The sequence below is a fragment of the Ruegeria sp. CDSB117 genome (assembly GCF_059611005.1).
Genome location: NZ_JBXWOS010000017.1, coordinates 42,478 through 61,260 on the forward strand (window position 1 = coordinate 42,478; position 18,783 = coordinate 61,260).

21 protein-coding genes are annotated in these 18,783 nt (G+C 56.4%); 9 read left to right on the forward strand and 12 right to left on the reverse strand.

Annotation, left to right across the window (positions count from 1 at the left end; genetic code table 11):
• Positions 1–11 precede the first annotated feature (11 nt).
• The 7 genes from mltG to fabD form a co-directional block, all read right to left on the reverse strand.
• Positions 12–1,172, reverse strand: a complete 1,161-nt coding sequence (gene mltG / locus AC2FJC_RS17290; protein ID WP_496740428.1) for an endolytic transglycosylase MltG — start codon at positions 1,170–1,172, stop codon at positions 12–14.
• Positions 1,173–2,438: a beta-ketoacyl-ACP synthase II gene (gene fabF / locus AC2FJC_RS17295; protein ID WP_496740429.1), complete on the reverse strand. Its 1,266-nt coding sequence runs from the start codon at positions 2,436–2,438 to the stop codon at positions 1,173–1,175. It abuts the gene before it with no gap.
• Between the two features lie 193 nt (positions 2,439–2,631).
• Positions 2,632–3,375, reverse strand: a complete 744-nt coding sequence (locus AC2FJC_RS17300; protein ID WP_496740430.1) for a 1-(5-phosphoribosyl)-5-[(5-phosphoribosylamino)methylideneamino]imidazole-4-carboxamide isomerase — start codon at positions 3,373–3,375, stop codon at positions 2,632–2,634.
• A 123-nt stretch (positions 3,376–3,498) separates the two neighbouring features.
• Complete coding sequence (locus AC2FJC_RS17305) at positions 3,499–4,038, reverse strand: GNAT family N-acetyltransferase (protein ID WP_496740431.1); 540 nt, start codon at positions 4,036–4,038, stop codon at positions 3,499–3,501.
• Between the two features lie 139 nt (positions 4,039–4,177).
• Positions 4,178–4,411 carry an acyl carrier protein gene (locus tag AC2FJC_RS17310; protein WP_005982462.1) on the reverse strand — a complete coding sequence of 78 codons (234 nt, stop codon included), beginning with the start codon at positions 4,409–4,411 and terminating at the stop codon, positions 4,178–4,180.
• A 209-nt stretch (positions 4,412–4,620) separates the two neighbouring features.
• Positions 4,621–5,358, reverse strand: a complete 738-nt coding sequence (gene fabG / locus AC2FJC_RS17315) for a 3-oxoacyl-[acyl-carrier-protein] reductase (protein WP_058274008.1) — start codon at positions 5,356–5,358, stop codon at positions 4,621–4,623.
• Between the two features lie 42 nt (positions 5,359–5,400).
• On the reverse strand, positions 5,401–6,339 hold the full coding sequence (gene fabD / locus AC2FJC_RS17320; RefSeq protein ID WP_496740432.1) for an ACP S-malonyltransferase: 939 nt from the start codon (positions 6,337–6,339) through the stop codon (positions 5,401–5,403).
• Between the two features lie 161 nt (positions 6,340–6,500).
• On the opposite strand from fabD, the gene AC2FJC_RS17325 reads away from it, so the two are divergent.
• Positions 6,501–7,727, forward strand: a complete 1,227-nt coding sequence (locus AC2FJC_RS17325; protein WP_496740433.1) for a cytochrome b/b6 domain-containing protein — start codon at positions 6,501–6,503, stop codon at positions 7,725–7,727.
• 59 nt (positions 7,728–7,786) lie between these two features.
• Here AC2FJC_RS17325 and AC2FJC_RS17330 read toward each other — a convergent pair whose 3' ends face one another.
• Positions 7,787–8,359: a YceI family protein gene (locus AC2FJC_RS17330; protein ID WP_109311412.1), complete on the reverse strand. Its 573-nt coding sequence runs from the start codon at positions 8,357–8,359 to the stop codon at positions 7,787–7,789.
• Between the two features lie 128 nt (positions 8,360–8,487).
• Positions 8,488–9,006 carry a hypothetical protein gene (locus tag AC2FJC_RS17335; RefSeq protein ID WP_496723447.1) on the reverse strand — a complete coding sequence of 173 codons (519 nt, stop codon included), beginning with the start codon at positions 9,004–9,006 and terminating at the stop codon, positions 8,488–8,490.
• 284 nt (positions 9,007–9,290) lie between these two features.
• Here AC2FJC_RS17335 and rpsF point away from each other — a divergent pair, with 284 nt between their 5' ends.
• From rpsF to AC2FJC_RS17370, 7 genes are all read left to right on the forward strand, one after another.
• Positions 9,291–9,644, forward strand: coding sequence for a 30S ribosomal protein S6 (rpsF, locus tag AC2FJC_RS17340; RefSeq protein WP_082637099.1), 354 nt, complete (start codon positions 9,291–9,293; stop codon positions 9,642–9,644).
• A 27-nt stretch (positions 9,645–9,671) separates the two neighbouring features.
• Positions 9,672–9,899: a 30S ribosomal protein S18 gene (gene rpsR / locus AC2FJC_RS17345; RefSeq protein WP_005982441.1), complete on the forward strand. Its 228-nt coding sequence runs from the start codon at positions 9,672–9,674 to the stop codon at positions 9,897–9,899.
• Positions 9,900–9,911: 12 nt separating this feature from the next.
• On the forward strand, positions 9,912–10,532 hold the full coding sequence (gene rplI, locus AC2FJC_RS17350; protein WP_058277502.1) for a 50S ribosomal protein L9: 621 nt from the start codon (positions 9,912–9,914) through the stop codon (positions 10,530–10,532).
• A gap of 239 nt (positions 10,533–10,771) precedes the next feature.
• Positions 10,772–11,128 carry a hypothetical protein gene (locus AC2FJC_RS17355; RefSeq protein ID WP_282169338.1) on the forward strand — a complete coding sequence of 119 codons (357 nt, stop codon included), beginning with the start codon at positions 10,772–10,774 and terminating at the stop codon, positions 11,126–11,128.
• 154 nt (positions 11,129–11,282) lie between these two features.
• Positions 11,283–11,771 carry a lytic transglycosylase domain-containing protein gene (locus AC2FJC_RS17360; protein ID WP_282120445.1) on the forward strand — a complete coding sequence of 163 codons (489 nt, stop codon included), beginning with the start codon at positions 11,283–11,285 and terminating at the stop codon, positions 11,769–11,771.
• A 214-nt stretch (positions 11,772–11,985) separates the two neighbouring features.
• Positions 11,986–12,687: a LuxR family transcriptional regulator gene (locus tag AC2FJC_RS17365; RefSeq protein ID WP_058274014.1), complete on the forward strand. Its 702-nt coding sequence runs from the start codon at positions 11,986–11,988 to the stop codon at positions 12,685–12,687.
• A gap of 97 nt (positions 12,688–12,784) precedes the next feature.
• A complete protein-coding gene (locus AC2FJC_RS17370; protein WP_496740434.1) occupies positions 12,785–13,636 on the forward strand; it encodes an acyl-homoserine-lactone synthase in 852 nt (283 codons plus the stop codon).
• 96 nt (positions 13,637–13,732) lie between these two features.
• Here the strand turns inward: AC2FJC_RS17370 and tig are convergent, their stop codons facing one another.
• From tig to AC2FJC_RS17385, 3 genes are all read right to left on the reverse strand, one after another.
• Complete coding sequence (tig, locus tag AC2FJC_RS17375) at positions 13,733–15,064, reverse strand: trigger factor (protein ID WP_496740435.1); 1,332 nt, start codon at positions 15,062–15,064, stop codon at positions 13,733–13,735.
• A 184-nt stretch (positions 15,065–15,248) separates the two neighbouring features.
• Positions 15,249–16,373: a porin gene (locus tag AC2FJC_RS17380; RefSeq protein WP_496740436.1), complete on the reverse strand. Its 1,125-nt coding sequence runs from the start codon at positions 16,371–16,373 to the stop codon at positions 15,249–15,251.
• A 301-nt stretch (positions 16,374–16,674) separates the two neighbouring features.
• Positions 16,675–18,252 carry an NAD(P)H-hydrate dehydratase gene (locus AC2FJC_RS17385; protein ID WP_496740437.1) on the reverse strand — a complete coding sequence of 526 codons (1,578 nt, stop codon included), beginning with the start codon at positions 18,250–18,252 and terminating at the stop codon, positions 16,675–16,677.
• Between the two features lie 169 nt (positions 18,253–18,421).
• On the opposite strand from AC2FJC_RS17385, the gene AC2FJC_RS17390 reads away from it, so the two are divergent.
• Positions 18,422–18,760 carry a P-II family nitrogen regulator gene (locus AC2FJC_RS17390; RefSeq protein ID WP_058274017.1) on the forward strand — a complete coding sequence of 113 codons (339 nt, stop codon included), beginning with the start codon at positions 18,422–18,424 and terminating at the stop codon, positions 18,758–18,760.
• Positions 18,761–18,783 lie beyond the last annotated feature (23 nt).

Here is an 18,783-nt window from a genome sequence, read left to right on the forward strand (position 1 = left end):
GCCTTTTTTTCTTAGTTGCTTGAGCTGTTTCTCTCTGCCTCAATCTCACGCCACTTGGCGACGTTCCGATTGTGCTCCTGCAAGGTTTCCGCAAACGCGTGCCCCCCGGTGCCATCCGCAACAAAGAAGACAAAGTTGGTCTCTTCGGGGGCAACGGCAGCCTCAAGGCTGGCCAACCCTGGGTTGGCAATGGGTGTCGGTGGCAAACCGTCTATCACATAAGTATTCCAAGGTGTTGCACGGCGCAGTTCACTGCGACGCAGCCCGCGCCCCAGCGTGCCTTGACCCTTGGTGACACCATAGATGACCGTCGGGTCTGTCTGCAGCTTCATTCCTTGCTCAAGCCGGTTCACAAAGACGCTTGCAACCTGCCCGCGTTCATTGGGAACACCGGTTTCCTTTTCGATGATCGACGCAAGGATCAGCATTTCCTCTGGGCTGCTGATGGGAAGGTCGCCTTGGCGGCTCTCCCACACTGCATTGATGCGCAATTGTTGCTTGTCTTGCATCGCCTGCAGAACAGTCATCCGGTCATCGCCCGGCGCCAAGTCATAGCTGTCAGGCGCCAACATCCCTTCGGCCGGGATCTCGGCAATCTCACCTGTCAGCGGTTCAATCGCCTGCAAACCTTGCGCCACCTGCCAAGAGGTCACGCCTTCGGCAACAGACACACGGTACCGAGTGTCAGCCTCTTCACGTTTTTGACCGTATTCGGCAGGGATTTCTTCGTCGGTCACATCAAACGAAGCGATTTCGACAAACTCCAGCGTTGCCGGGTCCAACTCGCGAACCCGGGTCTGGATGCGCGTGACACCGATACGGTATTCAATCTCAGACCCGCAGGTGCTGGCACCGCTGCTTGTGATCTCATCGATGATTTGCTCCATCGACGCACCTTCGCGCACCAGAAAGCTACCGGCTTTCAGCTGCTGCGATTTATCCGTGTAGTCCGCCGCCATGCGAAAGATCATGGCGCTGCTGATGGCTCCGTCATCTTCAAGCTCTTGGCTGACACGGGTCATATTCGACCCGCTCCTGACCTGCAGGCACATGGCGGATTCCAGCGGACCCTCGGCCTTGTATTGCGACTGCCCCCACACAACCAGCCCGCCCATCAGGAACAAGCCTACGATCAGCAGAGTCAGCGCGTTCGAAGCAAGAGCCCGGAACATTTAGCTGACCTTTCCGAAGATCACGCTGGCATTGGTGCCGCCAAAGCCGAACGAATTCGACAACGCCACATTGATCTCACGCTCACGCTTGGCGTTGGGTGCCAGATCAATCGGAGTTTCGACGGCAGGGTTGTCCAGGTTGATCGTTGGCGGGGCCACCTGATCCCGGATCGCAAGAATCGAGAAAATTGCCTCAATCGCGCCTGCCGCACCCAAAAGGTGACCGGTGGCCGATTTGGTTGAGGTCATGGTGGCCTTGCCGGCGTGATCGCCCAACAGGCGCTCTACCGCGCCCAGTTCGATCGTATCAGCCATGGTCGATGTGCCATGCGCGTTGATATAGTCCAGATCCGAAGGCTCAAGGCCCGCGCTACGCAAGGCGGCTTTCATTGAACGCTCGGCACCATCGCCATCCTCGGACGGCGCGGTGATGTGATAAGCGTCGCCAGACATGCCATAGCCCAAGACTTCGGCGTAAATCTTCGCACCACGGGCCTTGGCGTGCTCGTATTCTTCCAGAACCACGATGCCTGCGCCCTCACCCATGACAAAGCCATCACGGTCCACGTCATACGGGCGGCTGGCTTTCTTCGGGTCGTCTGCATACTTTGTCGACAGCGCCTTGCACGCATTGAATCCAGCGATACCGATCTCGCAGATGCAGCCTTCACCGCCACCGGCAACCATGACGGCCGCGTCACCTGCACGAATGATGCGGCTGGCATCACCAATGGCGTGCGCACCGGTCGAACAAGCTGTCACGACCGAATGGTTGGGCCCCTTGAACCCGTGGCGGATAGACACCTGACCGGATGCCAAGTTTATCAGCGCTCCGGGAATAAAGAATGGCGACACACGGCGCGGACCTTTATCGCGGATCAGGTTTGCCGTTTCAGCAATAGAGCCCAAACCGCCGATACCGGAACCGATCAGAACGCCTGTACGCAGGCGGTCTTCTTCATCCTCAGGCAGCCAATTGGCATCTTGGCAGGCCATGTCGGCGGCCGCGATCGAATACAGAATGAAGTCTTCGATCTTGCGTTGCTCTTTTGGCGGCAACCAATCGTCGGGGTTAAACGTCCCTTCGGTTCCATCGCCGCGCGGAACTTCGCAGGCATAGGTCGTGGTGACACCGCTCTCTACGGCATCAAACTGGGTGATCGGGCCTGCGCCGGATTCCCCATCCAACAACCGTGACCAAGATTCCTCGACCCCGCTGGCCAAAGGAGTGACCAATCCCAGACCGGTTACAACGACTCTGCGCATGAAATGCCTCTTGCCTGCTTCCTATTTGAGAACCGCTCATACCCCGGCCCGGGGTCCGGGGGCAAGAGCAACGGCACATTCCATCCCGGCGCCATTTCGCCGGGCCGTCCGTCGGTGCGGGTTGTGCCGAAACAATTTGCCCCGACCCTTTCGCAGATTTGAAAGAGCCGGGGCAATATCTTGTGGGATAAACTTACTGGAACTCAGCGACCGGCTCGTGAGCCTGTTCGGCCACATCAAGCGCATCCGCTAAGTCAACCGTCTTGCGGAACAATGCCCGTCCAACCAACGCGCCCGAGATGTTGTGCACATAGGCCAGGCGCGAGATGTCATCTGATGTCCGAACGACACCGCTGGCGATTACCGGTGTGCGCGAAAGTTGCGCCAGACCCGAGATCAGACCCAGCTGCGCGTCGACGTCTTCGATGTCGCTGTCGATATCGGTCACCAGAATTGCCGCAAAGGGCGTACCTTCGAACGCCTCAATAAATGCTTCCGGCGTAAACGCACTCTGGCTGCGCCAGCCTTCGGTCATGACCTGTCCTTGCCAGACATCCACAGCCAGAACGATTTGGTCCGGGTAAAGCTTGGCCAGCTCCTTGACCAGATTCGGGTCCCAGGCCGCCAGCGTGCCAATCACGATCCGTCCCGCGCCTTTGTCGATCCAATACTCGACCTGTTCTCGCGTCCGCATACCGCCGGCCAGTTGCACTGACATCTCAGACGTGCGGATGATTTCCTCGACCAATTCGGCGTTGGTGTCGCGGCCTTCGATTGCATCGAAATCCGTTAGGTGCATCCAAGTGGCACCAGCCGCAGACCAGCTGCGCGCCGTGTCCGCCGGATTCACATGCCAGATCATCGCGTCGTCCAGACGGCCCTTGTCCAGTGTGACACACCGGCCGTTCTGCAATTCCATCGTGGGGTAAATCCTCATGAGCTTGCTCCTCCGCTCAATCGCTCTGCAAATCCAGAGTACCATACACGCGGAACATCAGCCCGTTTTTACCAGGATCGGCAAACCAAGTTCGGTTTGCGGCATTCAGGAAGTCTCAAATTGTCAGTGGCGCGGCGGCGGACCATTGCGGCGCAGCAGCGTAACATCGCTGCCATTGTACGCGCATTCACGCATCGGGGCATACCCCAGCTTGTTCGCCAGCTTTTGCGAGGCAGAATTCTCCGAATTCACCATTGCAACCAATGGCCCAGGCATGATCCGGTCAAACCAATCATGCGCGGCCTGCGCGGCCTCTAACCCCAAGCCCTGCCCTTGTGACTCGGGGACCAAAATCCAGCCTGCCTCGGGGAAACTGTCAAAATCTTCGCCGATCGAACGGTTACCGTAAAAGAACCCCGCCTGACCGACCATCTGGCGATTCGACTGCTGGACCACGGCCCATTGCCCGAAACCGGCCATTTGCCAGTGCCCGGCATTTCGAAGGAATGAATCCCAAGACTCCCCGCGCGACCGCGGCTTGCCGCCGATATGTCGTACGATGCATGGGTTGCGCCAAATCTCGGCGAACCGGTTGAAATCTTCTGGCCGCATGGCGCACAGCGTCAAACGGGCCGTATTGATCATAGGGGTGGATCGTATCATGCCCTGCCCGCTTTGAATTATGTGCCTCGGGCAAAAGGTTGCGAACGAATACGGCACCTTGCAAGGCAGAATTGAACAAGGCACAAAAAAACGGCGCCTCCGTTGCCCGGAAGCGCCGCTTTTTAATTATTTCGAAGCTTTAGGAAGCTTCCGAGATGAATTTGACGGCGTCGCCAAATGTCTGGATGGTCTCGGCTGCGTCATCGGGGATTTCGATGCCGAACTCTTCTTCGAAGGCCATAACCAACTCAACAGTGTCCAGGCTGTCTGCGCCCAGATCGTCGATGAAGGACGCGTTTTCGGTCACTTTGTCTTCTTCAACACCCAGGTGCTCAACAACGATCTTTTTAACGCGATCTGCGACGTCGCTCATGTCTATTCCTCATTCCGTTTTCAGGGCCTAGTGCCCGGTTCTGCCCTTGCCCGCTCAGGCTGGCTTTGATTTGCCCGGTGCGGGCGGTTGGGTCCCGGATGACCGGGAAAGTAGAAGGCCGACCATTTGGTCGACCCCAGCATTTATGCGCCGCCTATAGCATAGACAACGCGCGAGGCAAACGCTTTCGCACCTGCCCCTGTCCGCGGTCACAACATGGCCATACCGCCGTTAACATGCAAGGTGGTTCCGGTAACATATCCGGCTTCGGGGCTTGCAAGATACAGAACAGCCGCCGCAATTTCCGATGCATCACCCATGCGACCAGCCGGAACTTGCCCCAAAATGCCTGATTTCTGATCGTCGGTCAGCTTGTCGGTCATGGCCGTGGTGATAAAGCCCGGCGCAACCGCGTTTGCCGTGATACCGCGGCTGGCAACCTCATAGGCCAGGGATTTGGTCATGCCGACCATACCGGCCTTGGACGCTGCATAGTTTGCCTGACCGGGGTTCCCGGTGGCACCGACGACGGACGAGATGTTAATGATCCGACCCCAGCGCGCCTTCATCATACCCCTCAGCACGCCTTTGCACAGCTTGGCGGTCGAGGTCATGTTCACGTCGATCACGCTCTGCCATTCGTCGTCCGACATACGCATGAACAGGTTGTCCCGGGTAATCCCGGCGTTGTTGACCAGAATATCAACCGACCCCATCGCCTCGGCAGCTTGCTTCGGCAACGCGGAAACAGCTTCGCCGTCGCTCAGGTTACATGGCAGGACATGCGCCCGCTCACCCAGTTCGGCGGCCAATGCCTCGAGCGGTTCCACGCGCGTGCCGGACAATGCAACCGTGGCCCCCGCACCGTGCAGGACGCGCGCAATCTCGCCGCCAATCCCACCGGACGCACCGGTGATCAACGCATTCTTACCTGTCAAATCAAACATTCGATCTTCCCTTTGCAGCGCAACTTGCGTCGCACGTTGTTCTTATGATTCGCTCTTAACCATATTCTGCACGTCATCCGGCGTGCCTACAGCCTTGCCAGCAATCGCGCGGTCGATCTTGCGGATCATCCCCGAAAGCGCTTTGCCTGCACCGATCTCCCACGTCTCGGTCACGCCTTGTGCCGCCATATACAGCACGCTTTCACGCCAGCGCACAGAACCGGTTATCTGCTCGACCAGCAACTGACGGATCAGGTCCGGGTCGCTGACAGCCTCGGCGCGCACGTTCGCAATTAGCGGAACTGCCGGGGCCTTGATTTCAACTGCAGCCAGCGCCTCAGCCATCACATCTGCAGCGGGTTGCATCAACGCACAATGGAACGGGGCACTCACAGGCAACATCACAGCGCGCTTGGCACCTTTTTCCTTGGCAATCTCGGCAGCACGTTCCACGGCTGCCTTTGCGCCTGAAACAACGACCTGAGTAGGATCGTTGTCGTTCGCGGCCTGACAGACCTCGCCCTGCGCAGCCTCTTCTGCGACGGCACGCACCGCTTCAAGGTCCAGCCCCAGAATTGCGGCCATTGCGCCTTCACCAACGGGAACGGCGCTTTGCATCGCCTGACCACGTGTCCGCAACAAACGCGCCGTATCCGCAATCGACAGCGCACCAGCTGCTGCAAGCGCTGAGTATTCCCCCAGCGAATGCCCAGCTACAAATGCAGCGTCCGTGACAGCAACACCTTCGGCCTCCAACGCGCGCATCGCGGCCATCGAGGTCGCCATCAGCGCGGGCTGCGCGTTCTGCGTCAGCGTCAGTTCGGCAATATCACCTTCCCAAATCAGGTTACTCAGCTTTTCACCAAGCGCTTCATCGACCTCGTCGAAAACTGCCTTTGCAGCCGGATAGGCCTCGGCCAGTGCTTTGCCCATACCGATGGTTTGGGCGCCCTGCCCCGGAAAAACGAACGCGCGTGTCATTGCAACCTCTTGGATGACGTTAGGTTGCGATGGGGTGTAAACCGAGTGAACGAGCGGCACAAGCTCTGCATCCTGACACGCATTCTGTGCGTCAGAGGCTATTGTGTCGGCCCGCGCTGCATTTAGGGTGGCCATAGCAAACAGATCGGAGTCGTGAACCAATGCCCATTGCCAACACCACCCAAAGCTACGGGGGCGTTTCAAAAACTTTCCACTGGCTGACGGCCTTGCTCATTCTGACGGCGCTTCCGATTGGATGGTTTGCGAACGAACTGGCCCACGCAATTGAGGACCCGAATATTCCGACAACGCCGGAAGACTTACAAAAGGCGGCCCAGCTGTTCTCGCTGCACAAAACTATCGGTGTCACGGTCTTTTTCGTGGCGCTTGCCCGTATCTTGTGGGCGATCAGCCAACCCAAGCCTGGGTTGCTCAATGCTGAAAACAAGCCCGAGGCATTTGCTGCGGAAACCGTCCACTGGCTGTTGTATGGCTCGCTGGTTCTGGTTCCCCTGACAGGCTGGATTCACCATGCGGCCACCGAAGGGTTTGCACCGATCCTCTGGCCGTTCGGGCAGAACCTGCCGTTTGTGCCCAAATCCCCCGCATTGGCCGAAACAAGCGCCGGGTTACACTTCGTCCTGATGCTGGTGCTGGTGGGTGCTCTGGTTTTGCATATCGTTGGCGCGCTCAAGCACCACGTGATCGACAAAGACAGCACATTGCGCCGCATGCTGCCCGGACGGGTTGATTTGCCGGAACCGCCAACGCAATGGCACTCACCTGCGCCCGTCATCGCAGCAATCGCCGTCTGGGCCGTTGCTATTAGTATCGGGTGGTTCGACGGAGCCTACTCGGCACATCCGACCGGTGATCATGCTTCTGCCGAACTGGAGGCGGTGCAATCCGACTGGCAGGTGCAGGAAGGTTCGCTGGCGATCACGATCACCCAGTTGGGCAGCCCCGTCAGTGGCGCGTTTTCCGACTGGACTGCGGCAATCACATTCGACGACCCCGCGGAACCCGGACCGGCCGGAGCTGTTGATGTGACAATCGCCATCGGCTCGTTGACCATTGGCACCGTGACACAACAGGCCCTTGGCGCGGACTTTTTTGACAGCGCTCAGTTCCCGACCGCGAATTTTACCGCAGATCTGTTCAAGACCGATCTGGCCTATGAGGCACGCGGCACTTTGACCATTCGCGACAAAACCATGGACGTCGTCCTGCCGTTCGAGTTGGACCTGCAGGACGGCACCGCCAAGATGCAGGGAGAGTTGGATCTGAACCGTATGGATTACGACGTCGGTACGACGCAACCAACCGAGGACTCGCTGGCCTTTGCCGTCAAGGTAGCCGTTGAACTGACAGCCACCCAAGCCGAGTAAAGAAAAAACCGCCGTGGCCTGACGGGCCCCGGCGGTTTCTTTTCGCATGCAAGGCAGACTTACTCGGCCTTTTGCGCCTCTACCGAAATACGAACCTCAACCTCGTCGCTTACAAATGGTGCGAACTGGCCCAGATCGAACTCGCTGCGGACCAGTGTGGTGGTGGCATCAAATCCCGCCCAGGGCTTGCCCGCCATCGGATGCTCGCCAACCTGGTTCAGCTTGGCGTCCAGAACGACCGACTTGGTCACACCGTTCATGGTCAGATCGCCGGTGATGTTCGCAGTGTTTTCACCGGTGACTTCGATACCGGTCGAGGTGAACGAAATCAGGTCACCCTCGGCGACACCAAAGAAGTCTTCGGTCATGAAGTGATCTTCGCGCGGCTTCCAGCCGGTGATCATTTCGACCACAGGCATCGACACGCTCACGCTGGAATCTGCCGGGTTTTCCTGATCGAACATGATCTCGCCTTCAAAGCCCGAGAACATGCCAGTCGTGGTGGAAAAACCAAGGTGGTTATAGTTGAAGACAACCTGGCTGTGGCTGGGGTCCAAAACGTATTTCTCGGCGCTTGCAAACGCCGAGGTCGCCGATACGGCCAGTGCAGCAGCAAGAAGGGTGGATTTCATGACTATCTCCAAAAATGTTGTGAGTGCAAACCAGTTGGAATGCTCAACAACAAAAATGTGCCGCCCTTGGGCGGCACACAAGACTTATTCTCTAACAATTTCTGTTCCTAAATGAACAGAAGTGAAAATCAGGCGAAGATCGTTACACTTCCGCTCAATTGGCCCTTCAGCGCTCGGCCAACATCCGCCGATTGTAGCGGCAACTTCATCAGCAGGCTGCCGTCCACATCATAGAGTTCGACCTGATCATCATCGAACCGTGCACCACCCAAGGTGTCATAGCTGCGGCGCAGTACTGTCTGAGGACGCCCGTTTTCATTCTTTTGCAGCACGCGTACTTCGCGGCGGATCGGATCAAAATAGGCATCGGGGCGCGCATCAAGCACCTGAATGGTCAGCAGGCTGACGCCGATCAGTAAGAATGTCAGCGACGCAGCCAGTTTGATCGGCCAAACCTCGGTTGCCATCACCGCACCCGACATCAGCCACATGGAAAACGCCACAATGATCAAAAACGCCCCGGCGACGCGTGCCAGAATAGTGCGTGCCCTCCAATTCGGCGCAAATGCGATAAGAATTGGAACCGATTGATCATAAGTCGTGCTGTTCGCAGACTTCTCGATGGTATTCGTGTTCATCGCGGTCATTTCTCTGTACCCTAGTTCACGTTGCCGTCTTTGGTTCGGTCTGTCCGGTTAGTTCCCGGTATGCAAAACAACTTTGAGCCGAAAAGAGTCAGGAATTGGGCAGCGCAATGGAAATAGCGCGACTTCACCAAGGCATGTGTGACGGCCCTTGCCCCCCGACGCGAATGGTGTATATGGGGCCATCCTTCGCAAGAGTTATGAATCGCGCAGCCTCTCGTGGCAGGGTCGCGAAGGACGAACCGGCCCCGCCTTTGAAATGCGCCTTGATATAAACAGGAGTGCACATGCCACTGTATGAGCATGTAATGATCGCGCGTCAGGACCTGTCCAACGCGCAGGCAGAAAGCCTCGTCGAACATTTCGGCACCGTTCTGGCTGACAACGGCGGCAACGTCGTCGAAAGCGAGTACTGGGGCGTCAAGACGATGGCCTACAAGATCAACAAGAACCGCAAGGGTCACTATTCCTTCCTGAAGACCGACGCCCCCGCTGGCGCCGTTCAGGAAATGGAGCGCCTGATGCGCCTGCATGACGACGTTATGCGCGTTCTGACCATCAAGGTCGACGAGCACAACGAGGGCCCTTCGGTCCAGATGCAGAAGCGCGACGAGCGCGAAGGCCGCCGCGAGCGCCGCTGATCAACGCCTGACGAAAGGACATATACTATGGCCGCAAAACCATTTTTCCGCCGCCGCAAGGTCTGCCCGTTCTCGGGCGACAACGCGCCGAAGATCGATTACAAAGACACACGTCTGCTGCAGCGCTACATCTCTGAGCGTGGCAAGATCGTTCCCTCGCGCATCACCGCCGTTTCGGCGAAAAAGCAGCGTGAACTGGCCCGTGCTATCAAGCGCGCCCGCTTCCTCGCCCTGCTGCCCTACGCTGTGAAGTAAGGAGAGACTGATATGCAAGTTATCCTGCTGGAACGCGTTGCGAAACTGGGTCAGATGGGCGACGTCGTTGACGTCAAGCCTGGCTACGCCCGCAACTTTCTGCTGCCCCAAGGCAAAGCGCTGAGCGCTTCGAACGCCAACATTGCGTCGTTCGAATCCCAAAAAGCGCAGCTTGAGGCGCGCAACCTGGAAACCAAGAAAGAAGCTGAATCTCTGGCTGAAAAGCTGGACGGTCAGCAGTTCATCGTGATCCGCTCGGCATCGGATGCTGGTGCTCTGTACGGTTCGGTCACCCCGCGTGACGCCGCAGATGCCGCAACCGAAGCTGGTTTCACCGTCGACAAAAAGCAGATTGCTCTGATCGCTCCGATCAAAGAGCTTGGCCTGCACTCGCTGGCGGTCAAGCTGCACCCCGAGGTCGAAGTCAAGATCCAAATGAACGTTGCCCGTTCGCAAGAAGAAGCCGAACTGCAGGCTTCGGGCAAGTCGATCCAGGAACTGGCTGCCGAAGAAGAGGCCGCCGCAGAATTCGAAATCGCCGAACTGTTCGACGATATCGGTTCCGCAGCTTCCGACGATGACGATTTGGTTGCCGAAGAGGCCCCGGCTGAGGAAGACGAAGCCAAAGCCTGATCCGGCTGCCTTTGAAAGATTGATTGGCCGCGCCGAAGGGCGCGGCCTTTTTTTGTGTTCGAACCCCAGACCGTGACAAAGAGTGACGTCAGGCACGACCAGGAATTTGGATTGAAATTATGCTATCCTACGGTCACGCGGCCCCTGCCGCCCCAGCCGCATTTTTTTGAAGTTCATTTTATTAGCAATTTGCGTGATCGCACATCTGGGCGGATCGCGATCCGACAGGAGAAACCACTATGGCATCCTTGTGCAACTACATCGTCGTGAATGATGGCTCTTTTTCTTTAAACCCCGGTGAAAGCCAGACTTTCAGCGACCCGATCCCTTCCAACCTGATCATCGGAACCAACCGCGCGAAGCCTATCCTTGCCTTCAAAGCCTGGGCAACGCCGTCCGGAGGGGCTTTTCAGATCGAAATTAACGACACCTTCGTTTATAGCCCGTCCATATCGGGCGGCGACATTCGGGGATTATGGGAGGCCTTTCCCGGAACCGTCCTGAACCCGGGGATCAACAACACCGTTCAGTTTCGCGCGACAGAGAACAAGATCTGGTTTGCCGATATCATTATGTGGTTCCAGGTCGAAATTTAACGACGCGCCTTTCCGACCTGATAATTACGGAACACTCTGGTACCAAGTTATGACGCAACGAGACCCGGCATAAATCAGCGCGCGGACTGTGTGTCTGCTTGCGGTTGCATTCGACGGGACTATCATGCGGCCAAACCCCATCCGGAGACTACACATGCCCCACTACACGCGCCGCGCTTTACTTGTTGCATTACTCGGCGCACCTGCCCTGGCTGCCTGCGGCGGCCTGGATGGCAAGCAGAGCTCTCGCAATGCCCCTTTTGATCCTCCGCTATACCCCAATGAAACCCCTGAATTGCGTGCATCAATCAACAAGTGGGCTGACCATTATGAACTGCCGCGCGAGCTGTTGCACAAGCTCGCCATAAGGGAAAGCACGCACCGGCCATGGGCCGTCAACAGGCCATATTACGGGTTGCTGCAGATCCTGCCCGCGACAGCGCGATCCATGGGGTACAAAGGCAACGCACAGGGTTTGTTGGATGCAGACACCAATCTGGAGTTCGCCGGAAAATACCTGCGTGGGGCGTGGCTCTTGTCAGATGGCGACCAGAAGCGGGCTATCTTCCTTTATGCCAAAGGTTACTACCCCGAGGCGAAGGCCGCCGGGATGCTGGTTGAAACTGGCCTAAGGTCAGAGTGACGTTGGGTAAGGATATAACTTGTCATTAGCGTAAAGGTTGCAATAATGACTTATGCAATCGCTAAGGTATTCTGTTGCCATAACCACGCATTATGCCTAAGCGATATGCATAATTAGCTTGCGTCAGGCACCACAGTTGACGCAACGTATTCGGTGAAATGGACAGATTTGGCATGTCTTTGGGGAAAGATTTGCCGCCGCAAGGGTTGGACAGGTGAAACTTATAGACTTGGCCGCGATCGACCACGAGGAAAAGTCGGCAGCCGACATAATTAATGCTGTCTGCGATGAATTGGGTTTCGATTACGCGTCTTATGCCACTTTTAACCCTGTAAAGGGTGACGTTCAGGGGTATGCCAACTACCCGGACGAATGGAAGATTCACTATGGCAGCCAAGGCTTCCACCATTTCGATCCGACCTTGTATCAATCTGCGCTCAGCATCGCTCCGGTAGACTGGGGCAGATTTAATCACGACGAAAAGTTCCATTCGGTTTTTCGGGACGCGCATGATTTTGGCATTACTTCCCGTGGCTTAACCGTTCCGGTACGTGGCCCATACGGGGAATGTGGCTTGCTGAATGTGACCCGAAATTGCTCGGATTCCGAGTGGGCAAAGCTGAAGAAACATGTGATGGGGGACCTGCAGATGGCCGCAGTTACAGCGCATGATACCGTGATGCAGTCTGGCCTGCTGGCCAAAGCACTGTATTTACCAGCCCTTTCGACGCGAGAGAAAGAGATCCTGCAGTGGGTTGCGGACGGAAAATCACAGCAAGACATCGGTGATATCCTGTCGATTTCCCACCGAACCGTCGAAGTTCATATGCGATCCGGGCGTGAAAAAATGGGCGCGTTGACAACACCGCAAGCCATTGGAAGAGCTATTGGATTGGGCCTAATTGCCCCAGGATAATCAAAAAAGATCAAAAAATACGGGAAACCCCCAATAGTCTTAGCTCAAATCTTAGTTAACGTCATCCTTACGGTAACCAGACTGTAGGGGGATGGAAATGATCATCGTAATTGATGGTATCAACCAGAATAAGTTTAAGCATGTCTTGGACGAGATGTACAAACTGCGCGCGCGCGTTTTTGGCGACCGCCTTGGTTGGGATGTAAATATCGTTGATGGGCGCGAACGCGACCATTTTGACGACCTTCATCCAGCACATGTAGTTAGCATCGACGACGAGGGGGACGTTGTTGGGTGCATGAGACTACTGCAAACGACCGGGCCACACATGCTGTCCGATGTTTTTCATTCAATCCTAGACGGCGAACCGCCGATCCGCAGCGCGCAGGTCTGGGAAGCAACCCGGTTTTGCGTCGACACCAAAAAGCTTGGGCGAGGACGTGGGGAAAACTCGGTATCCTATGTCACCAGCGAGATCATGATTGGCTCGTTCGAATATGCCAAGATGGCCGGTGTTCTGGACTCTATCGCCGTGATCGATCCGGTGATGAACCGCGTCCTGCAACGGTCCGGCAATGCGCCTTATGACTATCTTGGAACCGCCAAGCCGATGGGTAAGGTTGTCGCCATGGCTGCGTTGATGGATTGCTCGGACGAACGGATCGCTGGAATTCGGGATTACGCCGACATTGAACACGATGTCTTCCTGACCGACGAACAGGCCCTGGAACTGGTCGAACGGACAAAGGCCAAGCCAAGTGCCGCGAATTATGACCACCAGCCTCTGACGCAGTTGGAAAAATACTTTGTCGAACAGATGAGTTCGGCAACATCGAAAGCCGAAGTTGATTCAGTGCTGAAACTGATCGAAGCGCTTTCGGACCGCTTCACGCCAGAGCAGAAGACCGCTCTGCTAAGAACCCCCCGTGCTTTTGCTCATGAGGCCTGACCCCCTCACCTCATAAGTTAAAGCCACCCAAGCGGAGCCGTCTAATTTCAGACGGCTCCGTATTTTTTTGCGCCCATGGGGATTGGCGGACGAGGATTACTCCTCGTCCAGTGCCTCAACGGCTTTCTGCAGATCGTCTTTGCTGACTTCTTTGTCTGCGACCTGAGCCAGTTCAAAGACATAGTCGATGACTTTGTCTTCGAAGATCGGCGCGCGCAGCTGTTGCTGCATCTGAGCGTTCTGCTGCACGAATTCAAAGAACTGACGTTCCTGACCCGGGTACTGACGTGCCTGGTTCATGATCGCCTGGGTCATCTCGGAATCGGTGACCTCAACCTCGGCCTTCTGGCCCAGTTCAGCCAACAGCAGGCCCAGACGCACGCGGCGTTCGGCCAGCTTGTTGTGCTCGTCTGTGGGCTCGATCTCGGCGTGGTCGTGACCTTCCACTTCCGGGTTTTCCTCGTGCCACAGCTGATGTGCGATCTGCTTGGCTTCGGCTTCAACCAACGACGGCGGCAGGTCGAACGAGACCTTCTCGTCCAGCGCATCCAGCAGGCCACGCTTCATTACAGCGCGCGATGCACCGGAATATTCCGCTTCCAGACGCTCGGCGATTTGACCTTTCAGCGCGGCCAGATCCTCTGCGCCGAACTTGGTCGCCAGCTCGTCGTTTACTTCTGCAGCAACAGGTTCCTTCACCTCTTTGATGGTGCAGGTGAATACGGCGTCTTTACCGGCCAGATGCTCTGCGCCGTATTCCTCGGGGAAGGAAACGTTGACGTCTTTGACTTCTTCGGCCTTCACGCCAACCAGCTGCTCTTCGAAGCCGGGGATGAAGCTGTTGGAACCCAGAACCAGCGGATAGTCTTCAGCCGAACCGCCTTCGAACTCTTCGCCGTCAACTTTGCCGACGAAGTCGATCACAACCTGATCGCCGTCTTTGGCTTTGGAACCCTTGCGGCGCGCTTTGAAATCCTGAGCGGTTTCGGCCAGATTGTTCAGGGCTTCTTCGATGGCTGCGTCGTCTGCTTTGACGACCAGCTTCTCCAGCTCGACAGATTTCAGATCAACTTCGGGGATCGCGGGCAGCGCCTCATAGGACATTGCAACCTCGACATCGTCGCCTTCTTTCCAGTCTTCGTTGGTCATCTTGACCTCAGGCTGAAGCGCAGGGCGCTCGCCGCTGTCTTCAAAATGCTGGTTCATCGCACCATCGATGCTTTCCTGCATCGCTTCGCCCAACAGGCGCTGACCGAACTGCTTTTTCAGCAATGCCATCGGCACTTTGCCTTTGCGGAAACCTTTCATTTCGACTTCCGGCTGCGCTTCGACCAGTTTCTCGTTAACTTTGTCGTCCAGCTCGGCTGCGGATACGATGATATTGTAGCCGCGTTTCAGACCTTCGTTCAGCGTCTCGGTAACCTGCATTATGGTAGTCCCCATAGGATTCGGGGCGCGCAAAACGGCGCGCCGGGCAAATTTGACGCCTTCTATTTGCCCAGCCGCTTACGTGCAAGAGGCAATGGCCAGATCAGCCTTGTTTTGCCGCCGATTTGAACAAAAAAAACGCCCCAGCCAGACTGGGGCGCCGTTAGTTTACGGGGAAACGTCGTCAGAACTTCCAGAGCGCACCCAGTACCCAGGCTTCGTTCTTGTCAAAGTCGACCGTGTCGTCGAAATCGTGGTTACGGTATTTCAGGTAGGCGTCTGTGTTGATCGCGTCGATCCGCTGGACAACGGCAATACCCCAGGACTTGGTGCTGGACCCCTGATTTTCAAAATCAGAACCGTCGAAATAGTCGATACCAACGCCGGTTTTACCCCAGGACACCCAATCCCCTTCATAAGCAAGTTTAGTGTACCAGTAATCTGGATCGCTTGCCCCAGCAGAGGTATCGTCCCGCGTGCCGAGGGCCGCAGTAAAGCTGAACCCGCTGGGCAACAGGACCGACGCGGACCCGATGGTATCCTTGCGCTCGCCGGGTTGGCCGTCGAAGTCCCTTACGGCGTAGGCAATGCTCGCTGCGAACTCGACACCGTTGGTGAAGGTGTTCCGGTACTTGACCGCTAGATCGTAATAATCGTCATCGTCGCTGCTGGACAGGATGTTCTGACCATAAGCTATCGCCGCTGAGAAGCCGTTGAAATCGGGTGTGTCATACCGCACCCGGCCCCGGCGCGCGCCATCAAAGTTGCTGGCCGAGTCGCCAACTGTGATCCCACTCAGGACACCGTCTGCTCCACGGTAGAGAAACGCGCCGTTTTCATCGTTTGTGAAAGAATACAAAGCTGTCCCGACGTAGGACAAATCCGTCTCGGCGGCCCCGTCCGAGGCCATGCTGCCCTGACCGGCAGAAAACTTGCCGTATCCACCTTTAAGCGAGAAATCGACATGGCGGATGTCTTCGCGGCTCCAACCGCTTGTGTTGGTGCCATTCTGGTTTGCTGACCCCGTACTTGGCAGACCCAGACCCGTTTCGAACCGGAACATAAACTCATTGCTGCCATAGGGCTGCATGACGCGCAAACCCACGCGGCTGTTGGACAGGTCATTGTCCAGCAACCGGGTCTCGGTCTCCTGGCCGTCATCGACCGATACGATCACCGGATCGAGCTGACCGTACAGCACCACATAACCGCCGCTGTTGTTTTCGTACTTTAGTTCAGCAGCAGCAGGGATCGCCGTGGTCATCGCCAGAACAGCGGCAACCGAGGGGAGTTTCAAATTCACTGTCATTTTATTCACCTTGAACGTTTCGTTTGTGGCAACCGCCAAAAGAAAAACCGATGTGACGGGCCACTCCGCAAGGAACCGAGTTAGTCGCGTTTAGAGTTTCTGCCTTACGGCTCAAATCGGCAGAAAGTAAATTTTAATCATATCAAAGATTTGGCCACCAAGATTTCGTTGGTAGGAAAATCCACGTACAAGTCTGCCACTCTGTCCGAAGTCTTTCAAAAGGAATGACATGCACTGATGCGTATACGTGCGGCTATTTCTTGCCGAACGCTGAAAAAAACGGCCAATTTCCGCCCATGCGTCATTTAGCCAAACTCTGAAAAACCGCAGGCAATTGCTCGGGTAAGTCCTCGGCTATCAGTCCGGGGCCAAATTGGCGCGCGCATTCCACATGCAGCCAGGCCGCCGTTTCCGCTGCCTGCATTGCGGCGAACCCTCGCGCCATCAACCCGGTGATAAACCCGGCGAGCACATCGCCAGAGCCAGCCGTCGCCAACCACGGTGCCGAACGCTCATAATGGGCCGAATTGATCGCACAGCGCCCATCCGGTGCGGCAATCACCGTGTCCGGCCCCTTGAACAGAACCACACACCCTGCCCGCGTGGCCGCCTCACGCGTTGCGTCGACCTTGGAATAGGCTGGGCCTTTGGTGGGAACCGCAGTCAACTTCTCAGCAATATCCGGGAAAAGCCGGGCGAACTCTCCACCATGCGGTGTGAGAACGCAATTATCGTGCAATTGGTCAAACAGAACCGCAGGGTCGTCCGCAAACGCGGTCAAAGCGTCCGCATCCAAAACTGTCGCCCGATTTGCAGCCAGAGCAACCGGAACCAACGCCTGCGCACGCTCCAATCCCAGACCGGGGCCAAGACAAAGCGCATTCAACCGCTCGTCGTTGAGAACATCGGACAACCCCTCACCACCCTCAACCCGTTGCAACATGATGGCCGTGACCTGCGCCGCAACTTCCATCTGCGCGGCCGGCGGGACACCCAACGTTACCAACCCGGCCCCAATCCGCAAAGCACCGCGCGCTGCCAATCGCGCCGCGCCAGTCTTTCCGGAGTCACCAGAAATAATCAGGGCGTGACCATGAGAGTACTTGTGCATCGCTTTGTTCGTTCGGAGATTGGAAGGGTACTTTTCTGACACTTGCCAGCGGGAATTCCCGGTCTCGTATTGAATGGAAGAGTTCCGTCGAAAAGACGGAACAAAATCGGCAATTCCAATTTCCTTGACCTTCAACGTTTCCGCCTGATCCGCCAAAAGGCCAATTTTATGGCCAAGCCGCTTGCGTTCGAACGTTACAATGAGACCGACGACCTCGGGTCCATCGTAGAACTGTGTTTCCTCGTCCAGAAACTTCCCGCTATCGGAACAATATCCAGAGGGAACATCGATAGCCACATCAATGCCAACCTTGAACATCTCACGGCAAAACGCCTTGGCGTCTCCAGAAAGCGGTCGCGACAACCCTGTTCCGAACACGGCGTCAATAACAAGGTCAAAGTCGGCTTTCAGCAATTCGCCCGCTACTGGATTACTGCCTTCGATATCTCCAATTTTGCTCCACCGTTCACAGTTCGCCTTCGCATCCGGCGGCAACTTTTCCGGATCGCCAAACAGAAAAACCTCGATCTCCCAACCCCACTCTTTCAACAGCCGCGCAACGACGAACCCATCACCGCCATTGTTGCCGGGACCGCACAAAACCACGGCAGTGCCAGACGTTCTTGACAGTTCAGGCCACTCCTCGAAAATCGCGTCGACAACACCGCGACCGGCGCGTTCCATCAGTTCCAGACCGGTCACCTCACCGAACTCAATCGCCGCGGTTTCAATTGCTCGCATCTGCGCCGCTGTTAGCAATTCCGTCATTTCAAATCCTCTGGCGATTCAGTTTCGCTTACTTTTTGTGCAAGTTGATCAAAAATTGACCCGACGCCCATTTTCTCAGCGCCCGGCTCGGGCCGATATCGCTATCACATTGCCGCCCGAATTTAGACGTGGTCAGTGCCAATCTGACAAGAGTTAACAGGAGCCCGGAATGAAGAAGATCGAAGCGATCATCAAGCCGTTCAAACTCGATGAGGTTAAAGAGGCGCTGCAGGATGTCGGCGTCCAGGGTCTTAGCGTGATCGAGGTTAAGGGCTTTGGCCGTCAAAAGGGCCACACCGAATTGTATCGCGGCGCGGAATACGTCGTCGATTTCCTGCCCAAGGTGAAGGTCGAAGTCGTTCTGGACGACGATCAGGTTGATGCGGCCATCGACGCCATCGTCGCGGCAGCCAAAACCGACAAGATCGGCGACGGCAAGATCTTTGTCTCGCCTGTTGAACAAGCCATTCGCATTCGGACCGGTGAGACCGGCCCGGAAGCACTGTAACAAACTCAAAGCAGAGGAATATT

Bases quoted from the DNA above. Each gene is read 5' to 3' on its own strand.
- mltG (WP_496740428.1), bottom strand. From the start codon at position 1,172: ATGTTCCGGGCTCTTGCTTCGAACGCGCTGACTCTGCTGATCGTAGGC.
- tig (WP_496740435.1), bottom strand. From the start codon at position 15,064: ATGCAGGTTACCGAGACGCTGAACGAAGGTCTGAAACGCGGCTACAAT.
- AC2FJC_RS17330 (WP_109311412.1), bottom strand. From the start codon at position 8,359: ATGAAATCCACCCTTCTTGCTGCTGCACTGGCCGTATCGGCGACCTCG.
- AC2FJC_RS17390 (WP_058274017.1), top strand. From the start codon at position 18,422: ATGAAGAAGATCGAAGCGATCATCAAGCCGTTCAAACTCGATGAGGTT.
- rplI (WP_058277502.1), top strand. From the start codon at position 9,912: ATGCAAGTTATCCTGCTGGAACGCGTTGCGAAACTGGGTCAGATGGGC.
- AC2FJC_RS17380 (WP_496740436.1), bottom strand. From the start codon at position 16,373: ATGACAGTGAATTTGAAACTCCCCTCGGTTGCCGCTGTTCTGGCGATG.
- rpsR (WP_005982441.1), top strand. From the start codon at position 9,672: ATGGCCGCAAAACCATTTTTCCGCCGCCGCAAGGTCTGCCCGTTCTCG.
- AC2FJC_RS17385 (WP_496740437.1), bottom strand. From the start codon at position 18,252: ATGACGGAATTGCTAACAGCGGCGCAGATGCGAGCAATTGAAACCGCG.
- AC2FJC_RS17325 (WP_496740433.1), top strand. From the start codon at position 6,501: ATGCCCATTGCCAACACCACCCAAAGCTACGGGGGCGTTTCAAAAACT.
- fabF (WP_496740429.1), bottom strand. From the start codon at position 2,438: ATGCGCAGAGTCGTTGTAACCGGTCTGGGATTGGTCACTCCTTTGGCC.
- AC2FJC_RS17360 (WP_282120445.1), top strand. From the start codon at position 11,283: ATGCCCCACTACACGCGCCGCGCTTTACTTGTTGCATTACTCGGCGCA.
- AC2FJC_RS17335 (WP_496723447.1), bottom strand. From the start codon at position 9,006: ATGACCGCGATGAACACGAATACCATCGAGAAGTCTGCGAACAGCACG.
- AC2FJC_RS17300 (WP_496740430.1), bottom strand. From the start codon at position 3,375: ATGAGGATTTACCCCACGATGGAATTGCAGAACGGCCGGTGTGTCACA.
- fabD (WP_496740432.1), bottom strand. From the start codon at position 6,339: ATGACACGCGCGTTCGTTTTTCCGGGGCAGGGCGCCCAAACCATCGGT.
- AC2FJC_RS17355 (WP_282169338.1), top strand. From the start codon at position 10,772: ATGGCATCCTTGTGCAACTACATCGTCGTGAATGATGGCTCTTTTTCT.
- fabG (WP_058274008.1), bottom strand. From the start codon at position 5,358: ATGTTTGATTTGACAGGTAAGAATGCGTTGATCACCGGTGCGTCCGGT.
- AC2FJC_RS17370 (WP_496740434.1), top strand. From the start codon at position 12,785: ATGATCATCGTAATTGATGGTATCAACCAGAATAAGTTTAAGCATGTC.
- AC2FJC_RS17310 (WP_005982462.1), bottom strand. From the start codon at position 4,411: ATGAGCGACGTCGCAGATCGCGTTAAAAAGATCGTTGTTGAGCACCTG.
- rpsF (WP_082637099.1), top strand. From the start codon at position 9,291: ATGCCACTGTATGAGCATGTAATGATCGCGCGTCAGGACCTGTCCAAC.
- AC2FJC_RS17305 (WP_496740431.1), bottom strand. From the start codon at position 4,038: ATGATACGATCCACCCCTATGATCAATACGGCCCGTTTGACGCTGTGC.